14 protein-coding genes are annotated in these 14,406 nt (G+C 67.9%); 8 read left to right on the forward strand and 6 right to left on the reverse strand.

From position 1 onward, the window contains the following. The first annotated feature begins 3 nt into the window (after positions 1-3). Together LCL87_RS18620 and tpiA are read left to right on the forward strand one after the other, a co-directional pair. Positions 4-1,215: a phosphoglycerate kinase gene (locus tag LCL87_RS18620; RefSeq protein WP_225022374.1), complete on the forward strand. Its 1,212-nt coding sequence runs from the start codon at positions 4-6 to the stop codon at positions 1,213-1,215. 3 nt (positions 1,216-1,218) lie between these two features. Next, entirely contained in the window at positions 1,219-2,004 is a 786-nt protein-coding gene (tpiA, locus tag LCL87_RS18625; RefSeq protein WP_225022376.1) for a triose-phosphate isomerase, read from the forward strand. Positions 2,005-2,236: 232 nt separating this feature from the next. Here tpiA and LCL87_RS18630 read toward each other — a convergent pair whose 3' ends face one another. Beyond that, positions 2,237-3,355: an FAD-dependent oxidoreductase gene (locus LCL87_RS18630; protein WP_225022377.1), complete on the reverse strand. Its 1,119-nt coding sequence runs from the start codon at positions 3,353-3,355 to the stop codon at positions 2,237-2,239. 116 nt (positions 3,356-3,471) lie between these two features. Here LCL87_RS18630 and LCL87_RS18635 point away from each other — a divergent pair, with 116 nt between their 5' ends. Continuing rightward, positions 3,472-4,383 (forward strand): LysR substrate-binding domain-containing protein, encoded by a 912-nt coding sequence (locus tag LCL87_RS18635; RefSeq protein ID WP_225022378.1) that lies wholly within the window; start codon positions 3,472-3,474, stop codon positions 4,381-4,383. Positions 4,384-4,423: 40 nt separating this feature from the next. On the opposite strand, the gene LCL87_RS18640 is transcribed toward LCL87_RS18635, so the two are convergent. The 3 genes from LCL87_RS18640 to LCL87_RS18650 form a co-directional block, all read right to left on the reverse strand. Then, entirely contained in the window at positions 4,424-5,338 is a 915-nt protein-coding gene (locus tag LCL87_RS18640) for a tyrosine-protein phosphatase (protein ID WP_225022379.1), read from the reverse strand. A 145-nt stretch (positions 5,339-5,483) separates the two neighbouring features. After that, positions 5,484-6,398: a tyrosine-protein phosphatase gene (locus LCL87_RS18645; protein WP_225022380.1), complete on the reverse strand. Its 915-nt coding sequence runs from the start codon at positions 6,396-6,398 to the stop codon at positions 5,484-5,486. A 193-nt stretch (positions 6,399-6,591) separates the two neighbouring features. Beyond that, complete coding sequence (locus LCL87_RS18650; RefSeq protein ID WP_225022381.1) at positions 6,592-6,729, reverse strand: hypothetical protein; 138 nt, start codon at positions 6,727-6,729, stop codon at positions 6,592-6,594. A gap of 217 nt (positions 6,730-6,946) precedes the next feature. On the opposite strand from LCL87_RS18650, the gene secG reads away from it, so the two are divergent. Genes secG through LCL87_RS18670 form a run of 4 tightly spaced genes read left to right on the forward strand, consistent with a single transcriptional unit; the run spans position 6,947 to position 12,189 of the window. Beyond that, the gene (gene secG, locus LCL87_RS18655; protein WP_225022382.1) at positions 6,947-7,180 is read left to right on the forward strand and encodes a preprotein translocase subunit SecG; all 234 of its coding nucleotides are present in this window, start codon (positions 6,947-6,949) and stop codon (positions 7,178-7,180) included. Positions 7,181-7,182: 2 nt separating this feature from the next. Continuing rightward, positions 7,183-7,593 (forward strand): PPOX class F420-dependent oxidoreductase, encoded by a 411-nt coding sequence (locus LCL87_RS18660; RefSeq protein ID WP_225022383.1) that lies wholly within the window; start codon positions 7,183-7,185, stop codon positions 7,591-7,593. 54 nt (positions 7,594-7,647) lie between these two features. Then, positions 7,648-10,440 carry a phosphoenolpyruvate carboxylase gene (gene ppc, locus LCL87_RS18665; protein ID WP_225022384.1) on the forward strand — a complete coding sequence of 931 codons (2,793 nt, stop codon included), beginning with the start codon at positions 7,648-7,650 and terminating at the stop codon, positions 10,438-10,440. A gap of 51 nt (positions 10,441-10,491) precedes the next feature. Beyond that, positions 10,492-12,189, forward strand: coding sequence for a cation:proton antiporter (locus LCL87_RS18670; RefSeq protein WP_225022385.1), 1,698 nt, complete (start codon positions 10,492-10,494; stop codon positions 12,187-12,189). Between the two features lie 33 nt (positions 12,190-12,222). On the opposite strand, the gene LCL87_RS18675 is transcribed toward LCL87_RS18670, so the two are convergent. Next, the gene (locus LCL87_RS18675) at positions 12,223-12,699 is read right to left on the reverse strand and encodes a MarR family winged helix-turn-helix transcriptional regulator (RefSeq protein WP_225022386.1); all 477 of its coding nucleotides are present in this window, start codon (positions 12,697-12,699) and stop codon (positions 12,223-12,225) included. An 80-nt stretch (positions 12,700-12,779) separates the two neighbouring features. On the opposite strand from LCL87_RS18675, the gene LCL87_RS18680 reads away from it, so the two are divergent. Continuing rightward, complete coding sequence (locus tag LCL87_RS18680; RefSeq protein WP_225022389.1) at positions 12,780-13,649, forward strand: alpha/beta fold hydrolase; 870 nt, start codon at positions 12,780-12,782, stop codon at positions 13,647-13,649. 16 nt (positions 13,650-13,665) lie between these two features. Here the strand turns inward: LCL87_RS18680 and LCL87_RS18685 are convergent, their stop codons facing one another. Further along, entirely contained in the window at positions 13,666-14,121 is a 456-nt protein-coding gene (locus LCL87_RS18685) for a DUF6389 family protein (protein WP_225022390.1), read from the reverse strand. Positions 14,122-14,406 lie beyond the last annotated feature (285 nt).

Consider the following 14,406-nt stretch of genomic DNA (forward strand, 5'->3'; position numbering starts at 1 on the left):
GCCGTGGCTGTCAAGACTCTGAAGGACCTGCTGGACGAGGGTGTCGAGGGCCGTACCGTGCTGGTGCGCTCCGACCTCAACGTTCCGCTGGACAACGGAACCATCACCGACCCGGGCCGCATCATCGCGTCCGCGCCGACCATCTCGGCGCTGGCCGAGGCGGGCGCCAAGGTCATCGTGATGGCGCACCTCGGTCGCCCCAAGGGCGAATTCGATGCCGCGCTGTCGCTCGCGCCGGTCGCCGCGAAGCTCGGTGAGGTGCTGGGCCGCAACGTCCAGCTCGCCGGTGACGTCGTCGGCCAGGACGCGCTCGCGCGTTCCGAGGGCCTGACGGACGGCGATGTCCTGCTGCTGGAGAACATCCGCTTCGATCCGCGTGAGACCAGCAAGGACGATGCCGAGCGCGAGGCACTCGCCAAGGCGCTCGTCGACCTGGTCGACGGTGAGGGCGCGTTCGTCTCCGACGGCTTCGGTGTCGTGCACCGCAAGCAGGCGTCGGTCTACGACATCGCCAAGCTGCTCCCGCACTACGCGGGCAACCTGGTCGCGGCCGAGGTCGAGGTCCTGCAGAAGCTGACGCAGGACTCCGAGCGCCCGTACGCGGTCGTGCTCGGCGGTTCCAAGGTGTCGGACAAGCTCGCCGTGATCGAGGCGTTGGCCCCCAAGGTCGACACCCTCGTCATCGGTGGTGGCATGTACTACACCTTCCTTGCGGCACAGGGCATCTCGGTCGGCAACTCGCTGTGCCAGGAAGAGATGATCGGCACCTGCAAGGAGCTGCTCGAGCGGTACGCGGACGTCATCCACATCCCGCAGGACGTGGTGATCGCCGACTCGTTCTCGGCGGACGCCGAGTCGAAGACGGTCTCCGTGATGGAGATTCCGGACGGCTGGATGGGCCTGGACATCGGACCGCAGTCGGTGGAGCGCTTCGCGGCGATCCTCTCGGGTGCCAAGACGGTGTTCTGGAACGGTCCGATGGGCGTGTTCGAGTTCGCGAAGTTCGCGGCGGGCACCAAGGGTGTCGCCGAGGCGATCATCGAGGCCACCGGCAAGGGCGCGTTCAGCGTCGTCGGCGGCGGCGATTCCGCGGCGGCCGTGCGTCAGCTCGGTCTGCCCGAGGACGGCTTCTCGCACATCTCCACCGGTGGTGGCGCCTCCCTCGAATACCTCGAGGGCAAGACGCTTCCCGGCATCGCGGCGCTGGAGGACTGAGGCATGGCACGTAAGCCTTTGATCGCCGGCAACTGGAAGATGAACCTCAATCACCTCGAGGCCATCGCTCTGGTGCAGAAGATCGCGTTCTCGCTGCCCGCGAAGTACTTCGAGAAGGTCGACGTGACGGTGATCCCGCCGTTCACCGACATCCGGACCGTGCAGACGCTGGTCGAGGGCGACAAGCTCCTGCTCACCTACGGTGCGCAGGATGTCTCCGCCCACGAGTCGGGCGCCTACACCGGCGAGATCAGCGGCTCGATGCTGGCCAAGCTGGGCTGCACGTTCGTCGTGGTCGGTCACTCCGAGCGGCGCACGCTGCACGGTGAGTCCGACGAGGCGGTCCTCGCGAAGACCAAGGCGGCGCTGGCGAACGGGCTCACCCCGATCGTCTGCATCGGTGAGGGTCTGAACATCCGCGAGGCCGGCGAGCACGTGGCGTACAACGTCGCGCAGCTGAAGGGTTCGCTCGCGGGTCTGTCGGCGGACGAGATCGCCAAGATCGTCGTCGCATACGAGCCCGTGTGGGCCATCGGCACCGGCAAGGTTGCCTCGGCCGCCGACGCACAGGAAGTCTGCAAGGCGGTGCGCGACACGCTCGCCGAGCTGGCCTCGCCCGAGATCGCGCAGGCCGTGCGGGTCCTCTACGGCGGATCGGTCAACGCCAAGAACGTCGGCGAGCTCATCGCCCAGCCCGACGTCGACGGCGGCCTCGTCGGCGGAGCCTCGCTCAAGGCGGACGAGTTCGCGACCCTGTCGGCCATCGCGGCCGGCGGACCGCTCCCGTGATCGGGTAGCAACCGAACGAGCGCGGGGCGCGTGACCGGAATGGTCACGCGCCCCGCGTTTTTCGTCTCGACAGGCCTGCAGGATGCCGGTCAGTTTCGCCAGAGGATTCGGTACAGAGCGTAGAGGCCGAACCAGCCGATGGCGGCGCACGCCGAGACGAAGAGGATGTCGAAGAACAGAACCACGTGAATGTCCTTTCACGGTTTGGGATCCGGCCGGGAGTTCGTCGGCTTCACGACCACGTGAGCGTCACCGGTCGCCGCGGGTTCACTCCCCAGTTCAGGGTGTACGAGCAGACCCGTTCCTTGACCAGCGCTCCGACGCGGCCCCCGACCACGGTGCCGCGGGGATTGTCGTGGGAGTCCGTGCGCTGGACGACGCCCGACCGGCGTCCCAGACTGATCGCCAGGCCGACGAACCGGGCCTCGACCTTCTCGGGCGTCCGGCCATTCATCCGGCGCAGCAGGGTGTCGGCGGCGTGGGCGCCGAGCGGGACGGCGGCCTGGCAGCTCATTCGCAGGGGCCGACCCTCGATCGAGACAGCGTCCCCGGCTCCGACGATGTTCGGCCAGGACGGGCAGGTCAACGTGTCGTCCACCAGGAGTCGTCCGGCTTCGTCGGTCGGTAGTCCGCTTCGACGGGCCAGGTCGGGCACCGCCGATGCCGCCGCGGTGACGGTGCATTCGCTCGGAATCGTTCGGCCGTCGGCGAGTTCGATGCCGCGCTCGCCGATCCGCGTCACCCGGGCGCCTTCGACGATGTCGACGGCGAGCGCCGTGAGTGTGCGACGGATTCGCGTGCGCGCCCTGTCGTGGAGTCCTTCCGCGATCGGCCCGCTCGAGACGACGGTGACGGAGAGTTCCGGTCGCTGCTCTGCGATCTCGGCTGCGGTCTCGATGCCGGTCAGTCCACCGCCGATCACCACGACCGGTGCGTCCTCCACCAGCGCGGCCAGTCGTTGTCGAAGTGCAAGTGCCGACTCGTATTCCGCGATCGCGAACGCGTACTCGCGAGCTCCGTCGAGCTCGTCGAGTCCGCCGGTGCTGCCGACCGCGTAGACCAGGTGGTCGTAGGGGAGGCCATCGCCCGCGGCGAGTCGTATCTCCTGCTGCGAGGGGTCGATCGATGTGATGCTGTCGACGATCAGCCGTGCGCGATCGGGGAGTGCGGCCGCCAGCGGCATCGCCGCCGCATGGTTGCCTACCGCGAGTTGGTGCAGACGGATGCGTTCGACGAAGTCGGAGCGCGGATTCACCACGGTGACCTGAAGATCCGGGTTCTTCGACAGCAGCCGCTTCGCAGCCACCGCCCCGGCATACCCCGCCCCCGCCACCACTACCTGTGTATTCACTGCCTCGGCCCCTTCCCGAACTGTTCCGGTATCCCTGTGCTCGCCGACGCTAGACCCGCCCTGTTGATAACTCCAATGCATTCGAATCATCGACCTGATGCGTCTAGGCTATTGCGGTGACGTTGGATCAACTCGCCTGTTTCGTTGCGGTCGCGCGGGTCGGGCATTTCACCCGGGCGGCAGACGAGGTCGGCGTCGCGCAGCCGTCGCTGAGCCGCCAGATCGCCGCGCTCGAGAAGGACCTCGGTGTGCGACTGTTCGACCGTGGGGCGGGATCCGTCGCGCTGTCCGTGGCCGGCGAGGTGCTTCTGCCGGTCGCGACGCGGATGCTCGAGGACCGAGAGGCTGCATATCGGCAGATTGACGAACTCGTGCGCGTCGCCAAGGGCCGGCTTCGCCTCGGGGCGACTCCCAGTCTGTGCATCAGTCTCGTCGCCGATGTCCTCGCGCGATATCGCGTCGCGTATCCGGGCGTCGAGCTGCATGTCACCGAGGCCGGATCCCGCTCTCTGACAAGCAAACTCGAGCAGGGTGAGCTGGACCTGGCGCTGGTGGTGGCCGAACGCGCCCGGGACCACCCAGGCCTGGTCCTCGCGCCGCTCCTGCAGGAGGAGTTGGTGATCGTGTCCTCGGCCGCTCTGCCGCCCCCGACCGACGGTGGAACGATCACGCTCGAGGAACTCGCGGCGCAGGAGTTCGTGGCCTGCCACGAGACCTACGACCTCCGAACGGCCCTCGACGAGGCGTTCGCGGCGGCCGGGCTGCGGTCGAGCATGGTGGTGCAGGGCGCCGAACTCGACGCGGTCCTCCGGTTCGTGGCTCGCGGGATAGGGGTGAGTATCGCGCCCTCGATGGCCGCGCTCCACTATCCGGGGCTGCGCATCACGCACCTGCAATCACCTCGGCTGACGCGCACCGTCAGCCTCGCCCGGCGCGCGAACCTGGCGCCGAGTCACGCGGCGGCGGCGTTTCACGCTCTGCTCGAGGACGTCGTTGCGGAGACGGCCGTGCGAGCGCGGGCCACGTGACCGAATGGGCCACGTGGCCCGAGTTCTTCGTCGTGCAGGCTCAGGCGAGGAGCTTGAGGCGGAGCTTCGTGATGGTGTCGAACGACAGTCCGAGCCCGTCGACGAGGTACCGATCGAACGAACCGTAGATGCGTTCGAGTTCGTCGAACGACGCCTCGAGATAGCTGGCGTCGACCCCGATGAGCTGTCGGTAGATCTCCGCGGCCTCCGCGCCCTTGTAGAGGGTGATCTGCTCGAGGGTCGCCCGGATCGTGTCGGCCGAATACTCGTTCGAGAGCAGATAGTCCGCCAGGATCGTCTCCCGCGGCACCCCGGCGATCCCGAGCAGCAGGGCGGTGGCCCATCCGGTGCGGTCCTTGCCGGCGGTGCAGTGGAATACCTGCGGCCCGGCGGTTTTCGCGAGCTCGGTCAGCAGTTGGGCGTAGCCACGGCGCGAGGTCTCGTCGGTGACGGTGTCGCGGTAGCCGTCCTGCACGTACGCGCGGGCCTCCTCGGGGCTGGTGAGGCCGGCGATGTCGCCGCTGGGATCGGCCGACATGACCTGGATCTGCCTGTACCGGACACCGTCCGGGAGGACGTCGGGCTTCGCGGCGATCTCCTGGTCGGTGCGCAGGTCGTAGACCGCGGTCAGTCCCAGCGCCGTCAGGGTCGCGAGGTCGGCAGGGTTCGGGGTGAGCGCATTGGCCCGGTAGAACACGCCAGGGTTCACCGTCAATCCGCCGAATCCCGTATAGCCGGTCCCGGTTCCGGCGATGTCGCGGAAGTTGTTCACCGAACTCAGTCGGGGCGCCTCGATTCGCTCGGGTGCGGTGGATGCGGATTCGGACGAGCCGAAGCTGGCGAGCGAAGTGGCGTCCGCGACGGCCGGCCCCGCGAAGAGCAGGACGCCCGTCAGGGCGAATGTCGTCGTCGCGCGGACGCGCGGGAAACGCTTGTGGTGCACAGGGTTTGTCACAGTGATTCCTTCCGCGATGGTGTGTGTTCCGTCGGGAAGGTAGCGCGCGCTCGAGTAGTTGATGTGATGCGTCTCACTCAGTGGTGGAGGGTGGCGCCGGGCGCGGGCGAATCCTGCTCGCGCCCAGCGCGGTTCACCGGTCGGTTCAGCCGAACAGCTTGATGCGCAGCTTGGCGAGCGTCACCGGCGACAGGTCGAGGCCGGCACGCAGGTAGTTCTCCACCGTTCCGTACTTCGCGGCGAGTTCGTCGAGACCGGCCTGCAGGTAGCTGGCGTCGACGCCGAGGAGGGGTCGGTAGACGTCCGCTTTGGCCTGGCCCTGGCCGGCCTTGATGCCCTCGTAGGTGCGCTCCATCGAGGCGGCCGTGTACTCGTTGGTGAGCAGGTAGCTGCTCATGATGTCGTCGCTCGACACCCCGGCGAGGCTCTGCAGCAGCATCGAAGCCCAGCCGGTGCGGTCCTTGCCGGCCGTGCAGTGGAAAACCTGACGGCCGTCGGTGTTCGCGAGATCCGTCAGCAACTTCGCGAATCCCGCGCGTGCTTCGGGGTCGGAGACGAACGTGCGGTTCATCTCGCGCATGAAGCTCCGGGAGTCGTCGGGGGTCCGAATCTGGTCGACACCTGCCGCCAGGTCGCCCGACAGGATCGGGATGCGCACGTAGTCGGCGCCCGCGGGCAGGCGGTCCGCCTTCTGTGCCACCTCTTCGTCGGTGCGGACGTCGTAGACGGCGGTCAGCTTCAGCGATTCGAGCGTCGCCAGATCGGCGTCGTTCGGGGTGAGCGCATTGGCGCGGTAGAACACGCCGGTGCGCATGTGGCCGAACGGGGTCTTGTAGCCGGGGCCGGCGACGTCGCGGAAGTTGTCGACGGTCGCGAGCCGAGGCGTCTCGACGCTCTCCGGGGCCGAGGACCCGAACGCTCCGAGCGTTCCGAAGGACGGCAGGTCGACCGAGCCGGCGGCGTTGGCCGCGGCGGTTCCGGCGAACAGGAACGAGCCGGACACGGCGATTGCCACGGTGGCTCGGGTGGTACGGCGCAGAGCTGTGGAGCGGTGCGTCATGGTGAGGCCTTCCTCGCAGGTGTGCTGACAGCTCGGAAGGTAGTGCGGCACGTTGTGCCACAGAAGTGGGGTCTCTCACTGGGCGGGAGGACTGTGTCGGCCACCACTGTCGGGGAGGTCAGTGCGTCAGGGCGACGAAAAGGCCCCGCGCACCTGATCGGGCGCGCGGGGCCGGATTCGCTGAGAGCGATCGCTAGTCGGTCGCATTCCAGCGAATCAGGCCCTGATTCTGCTCCGAGGTTGCGGTGGCGAGTGTGACGCCGCCGGCGACGGCGAGTGTTGTTGCGAGAGCGGTGACCAGACGTGCAGTGGAGCGAGTGTTCGACGACATTGGAGTACCTTTCCGATGCATTGTCACGCGTGGAGGTCCTGCAATCGTGATAACGGTTACAGAAGGTAAGAAGAACCAAACGTTCGATGCGTCCCTTTCGTCAGGAACAGCGCTTACGCCACATGGGGGTCGGTTCACGTTCGATTCGCCGGGTACCAGGTAAGCTGGGCGCGCTAGTGGCCGAATCCGTCGTGCGTGAAGGGCAGCGAATACCGAGATGGCACTGTTTCTGGACATCCTGCTGGTCATCACCAGCTTGCTGCTGATCCTGCTGATCCTGCTGCACCGCGCCAAGGGCGGCGGTCTGTCCAGCCTCTTCGGTGGCGGCGTCCAGTCGAGCCTGGCCGGATCGAGCGTCGTCGAGAAGAACCTCGACCGCATAACGGTCTTCACTGCGGCGATCTGGCTGATCGCGATCCTGGGCATCGGGCTCGAGATCAAGTTCAGCTGACGATGGCCGGGTACCACAGTTCCGCCACCATTCCCGATGCCGCGGCGGCACTGATCGATGCGCCGGAGTTCGCGACGCTCGCGACCGTCGAACCGGGCGGACAGCCGCAGCTGTCGGTCGTCTGGCTCGAGCGGGACGGCGACGACGTCCTCATCTCCACCGTCCGGGGACGCCGCAAGACGGACAATCTGCTGCGCGATCCCCGGGCGACGGTGCTCATCTACCCGGCGAGCGGGCCGTACAGCTACGTCGAGATCCGCGGCACCACCACGATCGCCGACGATCCCGGTGGTTCCCTCATCCACAAGCTGGCGCAGAAGTACACCGGCGCCGAGCGGTGGGAGAACGACACTCCCGACACCCCGCGGGTCATCGTCCGGTTGACCCCGTCGAAGGTGATCTGGAAGGGCTGACGCCCGTCGCGGCGTTGCCGTGCGGGGGACCGGTCGTCGGCCGATAATCGGGTGATGACCGGGACCTCGGATTCGTCGGCAGCCCCCTCCGTCCCCACCGCGTCGCGTGCGGCCACCGAACCGCTGCGCGACGACATCCGATTGCTCGGGGGGATCCTCGGCGACATCGTCCGCGAACAATCCGGGGACGACGTCTTCGACCTGGTCGAGCGGGCCCGGGTCGAGTCGTTCCGGGTGCGCCGGTCGGAGATCGACCGCGCCGACCTGGCGGAGTTGTTCACGACCGTCGACACCGCTGACGCGATCCCCGTCATTCGCGCGTTCAGTCACTTCGCGCTGCTCGCGAACGTCGCGGAGGACATCCACCGCGAGCGGCGGCGCGCGATCCACATCCGCGCCGGCGAACCGCCGCAGGACAGCAGCCTTGCGGCCACCTACGCGAAACTCGATGCGGCACCGGTGGATCCGGCGATCGCGGCCGCCGCGCTCACGGGGGCGCTCGTCGCGCCGGTCATCACCGCGCACCCCACCGAGACCCGTCGGCGGACGATCTTCGAGACCCAGAACCGGATCATGGAACTGATGCGGATGCGTGAGTGGGTTTCCGTCGATCCCGCCGAAGTGGACGTCGTCGACGCGCAGTTGCGGCGGCAGATCCTCACCCTGTGGCAGACCGCGTTGATCCGGCTGTCGCGCTTGCGGATCCAGGACGAGATCGAGGTGGGTCTGCGTTACTACGACGCCTCCCTGTTCGAGGTGGTCCCGCGGATCAATGCCGAACTGCGCGACGCGTTGCAGACCCGCTGGCCCGGGTCGGGGGTGCTCGCCGAGCCGATGCTCCGGCCGGGATCGTGGATCGGCGGCGACCGCGACGGCAATCCGTTCGTGACCGCCGACGTGGTCGCGCGGGCCACGCACCGGGCGTCGGAGACGGCGCTCGAACACCATCTCGCCGAGTTGGAGGTGCTCGAGCGCGAGCTGTCGATGTCGGCGCGGTTGGTCACCGTCACACCGGATCTGGATCGGCTGGCGAACGAGTCCGGCGACGAGTCGGCCTTCCGGGCGGACGAGCCGTACCGCCGGGCCGTCCGCGGTCTGCGGGCCCGGCTGACCGCCACGGCGGCGCGGATTCTCGGGCACCCCGCCGTCCATGCGGTCGCCGGCGACCTGCCGGACTACCGGGACCCGGCCGAGCTGCTCGCCGACCTCGAGATCATCGACGCGTCGTTGCGCTCACACGGCGACGGGACGGTGGCCGACGACCGGCTCGCGCAGCTGCGGAACTCGGTGGAGGTCTTCGGCTTCCATCTGTGCGGACTCGACATGCGGCAGAACTCCGAGGTTCACGAGACCGTGGTGGCGGAGTTGCTGGCCTGGTCCGGGGTGCATCCGGACTATGCCTCGTTGCCGGAGGACGAGCGGGTGGCGCTCCTGACGCGCGAGCTGGCGACGCGCCGGCCCCTCGCCGGGCCGCACGCCGAGTTCAGCGAACTCACCACGAAGGAACTCGGCATCCTGCGGGCCGCGGCCGACGCCGTCGACCGGATCGGGCCCGAGGCGATCCCGAACTACATCATCAGCATGTGCGAGTCGGTCAGCGACATGCTCGAGGCGGCGATCCTGCTCGCCGAGGTCGGGCTGTTCGATCCCGACGGCGAGGACGGTCCGCGGTGCCCGGTCGGGATCGTGCCGCTGTTCGAGACGATCGAGGACCTTCGGCACGGCGCCGAAACCCTCACCGCCACCCTCGATGTCCCGTTGTATCGGGCCCTGGTCGCCAATCGGGGTGACAGCCAGGAAGTGATGCTCGGCTACTCCGACTCCAACAAGGACGGTGGCTACCTCGCCGCGAACTGGGCGCTGTACCGGGCCGAACTGGACCTCGTCCGGGTGGTGCGGGAGACGGGAATCAGGCTGCGGCTCTTCCACGGTCGCGGCGGCACCGTCGGTCGCGGCGGCGGGCCCAGCTACGACGCGATCCTCGCACAGCCGCCGGGCGCCGTCGAAGGTTCGCTGCGGATCACCGAGCAGGGCGAAATCATCGCCGCGAAGTACGCCGAACCCAGGCTGGCGCGGCGCAACCTCGAGGCGCTGGTCTCGGCGACCCTCGAATCGACCCTGCTCGACGTCGAGGGTCTCGGCGACGACGCCGCGCCGGCCTACGCGATCCTGGACGAGCTGGCGGAACTCGCACGGGTGGCGTACGCGGACCTCGTGCACGATACCCCGGGATTCGTCGAGTACTTCGAGGCGTCGACGCCCGTCGCGGAGATCGGGGCGCTCAACATCGGCAGCCGCCCGGCGTCGCGCAAGCCGACGCAGTCGATCTCGGATCTGCGGGCGATCCCGTGGGTGCTGTCGTGGAGCCAGTCACGCGTCATGCTGCCCGGCTGGTACGGCACCGGTACGGCATTCGAGAAGTGGGTCGGCGACGACACCGACCGGCTGGCGACGCTGACCGACCTGTACGAGCGGTGGCCGTTCTTCCGGACGGTGCTCTCGAACATGGCGCAGGTGATGTCGAAGTCCGACATGGGCCTGGCCGCACGGTATTCCGAACTGGTGCCCGACGTCGCACTCCGGGACGAGGTGTTCGGCAAGATTGCCGCCGAGCATGCCCGGACCGTCGCCATGTACCGGGCCATCACCGGTCACGAGAACCTGTTGTGGGACAACCCGTCCCTCGATCGGTCGGTGCACAATCGGTTCCCGTACCTCGAGCCGCTCAACCACCTGCAGGTGGAACTGCTGCGCCGCTACCGCAGCGGCGACGACTCCGACAACGTCCGACGCGGCATCCAGCTCACCATGAACGGACTCGCGACGGCGCTGCGCAACAGCGGGTGATCGTCGTAGGGCGGTGCCGGTAGGGATCGAGACGCGAGGACAATCGGATTCGTGGATCTGACATTGATCGCCGTCCTCGGTGTCGCAAGTATCGTGGCAGTCGCCGCGCTGTCGAAACGTCTCGGGCTGGCTGCCCCTCTCGTACTCGTAGTCGTGGGGATCGTGCTGAGCTTTCTGCCCGGCGTTCCGGACGTCGATGTCGAACCCGAGTTGATCCTCGCGGTCGTGTTGCCCCCGCTGCTGTACTCGGCCGCTGTGTCGATGCCGGCGCAGGACTTCCGACGAAACTTCAAGGCGATCAGCGGCCTCGCGGTCCTGTTGGTGGTCGTTACCACCGCGGGCACGGGAGTCCTTTTCCACCTGCTGATACCGGATATCGGCTGGGCAACCGCCTTCGCTCTCGGAGCGGTCGTGAGCCCCACGGACGCCGTCGCGGCCACGTCCGTCGGACGCAGGCTCGGTCTTCCCTCGCGGCTGCTGACAGTGCTCGAGGGAGAGGGCCTCGTCAACGATGCCTCGGCTCTCGTACTGCTGCGATCGGCGGTGGCCGCGATGGCGGGCGCGGTCTCGCTGTGGCATGTGGCCGGCGACTTCGTCTACTCGGTGATCGTCGCCACCGTGATCGGTGCGCTGGTGGGCATCATCGGCGTGCGCGTCCGCGGCTGGGTGAACGACACGGTTCTCAACACGGCGTTGTCGTTCATCGTGCCGTTCGTGGCGTTCGTTCCCGTCGAGGAACTCGAGGCGTCCGGCGTGCTCGCGGTCGTCGTGTGCGGCCTCGTGACAGGACATCTCGCGCCTCGCTACCTGAAGGCGCAGCATCGGATCGGGGAGGAGATGAACTGGCACACAGTCGCGTTCCTCCTCGAGTCCGCCATCTTCCTGATCATGGGGTTGAGCCTCGAGCACCTGATCGACGAGGTTCAGGACTCGGGACTGTCCGTCGGCGAGGCCGTGCTGTTCGGCCTGTTCGCCGCCGCCTTCGTGATCGCGGCCCGGATGATCTTCGTCATTCCACTCGTCGCGGTACTCAAGCGGGACGAGCGCCGGGCGGCAGCGCGTATCCCGCGTCTCGAGCGCTGGCAGGCGGGACTGGATCGTCTGGACGACGAAGTGATCAGCACCCGGCGCAGATTCCACATCGAGCGCCGAGTCAACCGTGCCAGTGCGGACGCCGACTTCCTGCTCAGCGAGAGACTGGGCTGGCGTGGCGGGGTCGTCCTGGCGTGGTCGGGCATGCGCGGTGCGATCACGCTGGCGGCGGCGCAGACGTTGCCCGAGGACACGCCCTACCGCGCCGAGCTGATCCTGATCGCATTCGTTGTCGCCGTGACGACGCTGCTGCTGCAGGGATCGACGCTACCGATGGTGATCAGGAGGCTGCAGATTCCCGGCGACGATGCCGATCGCCTCCGCAGCCAGTACGACGACCTGCTCGACGAGATGGTCTCGGCCGCCGAGGAGGCGCTCGCGGACGAGGACGATACCGACGTGCTGGCCCGTGTCCGTGCCGACGGTCTGGTCGGGCGCCGCGCGGCCCGTGCCCGAGCCCAACTGGATCCCGACAACGACGAGCGGCGCGAGCAGTACCTTCGGCTCCGACTGAAATCCCTCGCGGCGGAGCGTGAAGCGCTGCTCGACGCACGTTCGCACGGTGCGTACAGCTCTCGGACCTTGCTGGCGGCCCAGCGGATGCTCGACGTCGAGGAAGCTCGGCTCGAGCAACTCCAGGAGTCCACGCTCCGTTGACCTGAGGTTTCCGGTCATCGCAGCGGGACCTCCTCACCTGTCCGGCGTGAGTGCGTCGCGCGCGTCGGTGGCGGCCTCTTGCATCCGGTCGAGGAAGGTCGAGATCGTCTGCTGCTCGTCCGGGGAGAATGTCTCGACCGTGGACACCACCCGTGCGATCAGTGGGCCGAAGAACGACCATCCGAGATCCTCGGCGCGTGGCGTCACGGTCACCAGCACCCGACGGCGATCGGTCGTGTCGCGCTGACGCTCGAGCAATCCCGCCACCGCGAGTCGGTCGATCAGTGCCGTCGTCGACGCGGAACTGATGCCCAGCTGTCCGCCCAGCCAACCTGGGGTCGACGGAATCCCTGCCCGCGCCGCATCCAGCAGTTCGATGAGTGCACGTAGATCGGTGGTGTGCAGGTCGTTGCGCGCCGCGAACTCTGCGGCGAGAAGGTTCAGCTCGACCGTCAGCGCCCTGATGCGGTGCACGTACTCGATCGCGTCGCCGTCCTGGCTCTGGGGCATATCGTCTCCGCTCCTCGACACACTTCTCTCGACAGCCTAGTCTCTCGATCATCGAGATAATCGATTCGGAGGGGGATGAGATGGGAAACGACGACACCGGATTCGCCGCCACGGCGGCGGGCAGCGAGTTCCTCGACCGCTACGACCGGGTACTCGGGAAATGGGAAGTGCCTGTGGTCGGTGTCGATGTGCCGACGCGCTACGGGCTTACGCACGTCAACGTGTGCGGACCCGAGGGGGGCCGGCCCGTGGTGCTGCTGGCCGGTGGCGGCGCGACCTCCACGTCGTGGTTCGCGGTCGCCCGGGCGCTGGCCACGAGCCGCCGCGTGCTCGCCGTCGACATGCCGGGGGAACCGGGCCTCAGTGTCGTCGGCGACCGGATGCGATCAGTCGACGACCTCATGGGGTGGCTGACCGAGGTACTCGATGCTCTCGGCGTCGGATCCGTTGCGCTCGTCGGGCATTCCTACGGGGCAATGGTGGCGCTCGCTTTCGGGTGTCGGCACGCCGATCGCGTCGACCGGTTGGTGCTGCTCGACCCCAACTCGTGCTTCGCCGGATTTCGCACGAGTTACCTGCTCCGGGCGCTGCCACTGCTCCTGCGTCCCACCGGCGTCCGTCAGCGCTCTCTGATCGGATGGGAGACAGCAGGTTCGGACGTGGATCGGGACTGGCTCGACCTCGTCGCGTACGGCGCCGAACACTTTCCGGCGACGCGGCCCGTCGTGCCCAAGCGCCCGCGACCGCGTGACCTCGAGCGCCTGCACTGCCCGACGACGGTGGTGCTCGCCGAACACAGTCGCGTCCACGACATCCGGCGGGTGGAGGCGGGCGCCCGAAAGAGCCTGCCCGACGCGCGCATCGTGACGGTGCCGGGCGTATCCCACTACACCCTGCCGATGGCGGGTGCCGAGGCCGGCACTGCCGTGTCCGACGCCCTGAGTGGATGAGCCGAGGCGGTGGCCGTCAGCGTTGAATCGGTTCGAACACCAGCGGAGTGACGGTCCCGCAGCCGTCCTCGCCGTCGACCAGCCACGGTAGTGGTGAGCGCGGCGCGCCGACCCTGGCCCACAGTTCCGTCAGCCAGGTCGCGGCTGCGTCGACGACGGCATCCTCGACGACGAAGGGGGCGTTGCGGGACATGAGCGGTACCTCGGGGTCGACGCCGTCCTCTGTGTACACGATGCCGAACAGATGGCGGTGGGCGTCGATCGGCTTGTTCAGCGCGAAATAGTCGGGTCCTTCGAGACGCACCCAGACGTCGAACGTGCCCTCACCGTCCTGGTCGGGAAACACGTCGATGCAGAGTTCGGTCGCCTCCGGGGGAAGCGCATCGATAATTGCCGAGAGCTTGGCGGCGGCGTCGTCGGTGAAACGGTCGAGCACGGCGGCGAGCGTCGACAGGTACTCATCACGATCCATGACCGCAGACTACTGCCGGTACCTGCTGTGCGAGTGAGGGAACCGATCGCTGTGCGTCCACGTCCTACTGATCGAAAGGAAGTGAACCGGGGGCCGACAGTGAGGGGGACAACCGATGGATCGGTACCCGCGCAGAACGACGTATCAAAAGCTCGGATCCAGCCGTCCGCGTGGTCCGCGCAGCCAGGCGTTGCTGGCGGCCGGGTGTCGGCCACGTGCAAGCGTGGCCGACACCGGTGAGCTTCCGCCGCCGCGTATCCCGGGCGAGCCGGTCGAGGGTCAGCC

The organism is Prescottella equi (genome assembly GCF_020171745.1).
GTDB lineage: Bacteria > Actinomycetota > Actinomycetes > Mycobacteriales > Mycobacteriaceae > Prescottella > Prescottella equi_A.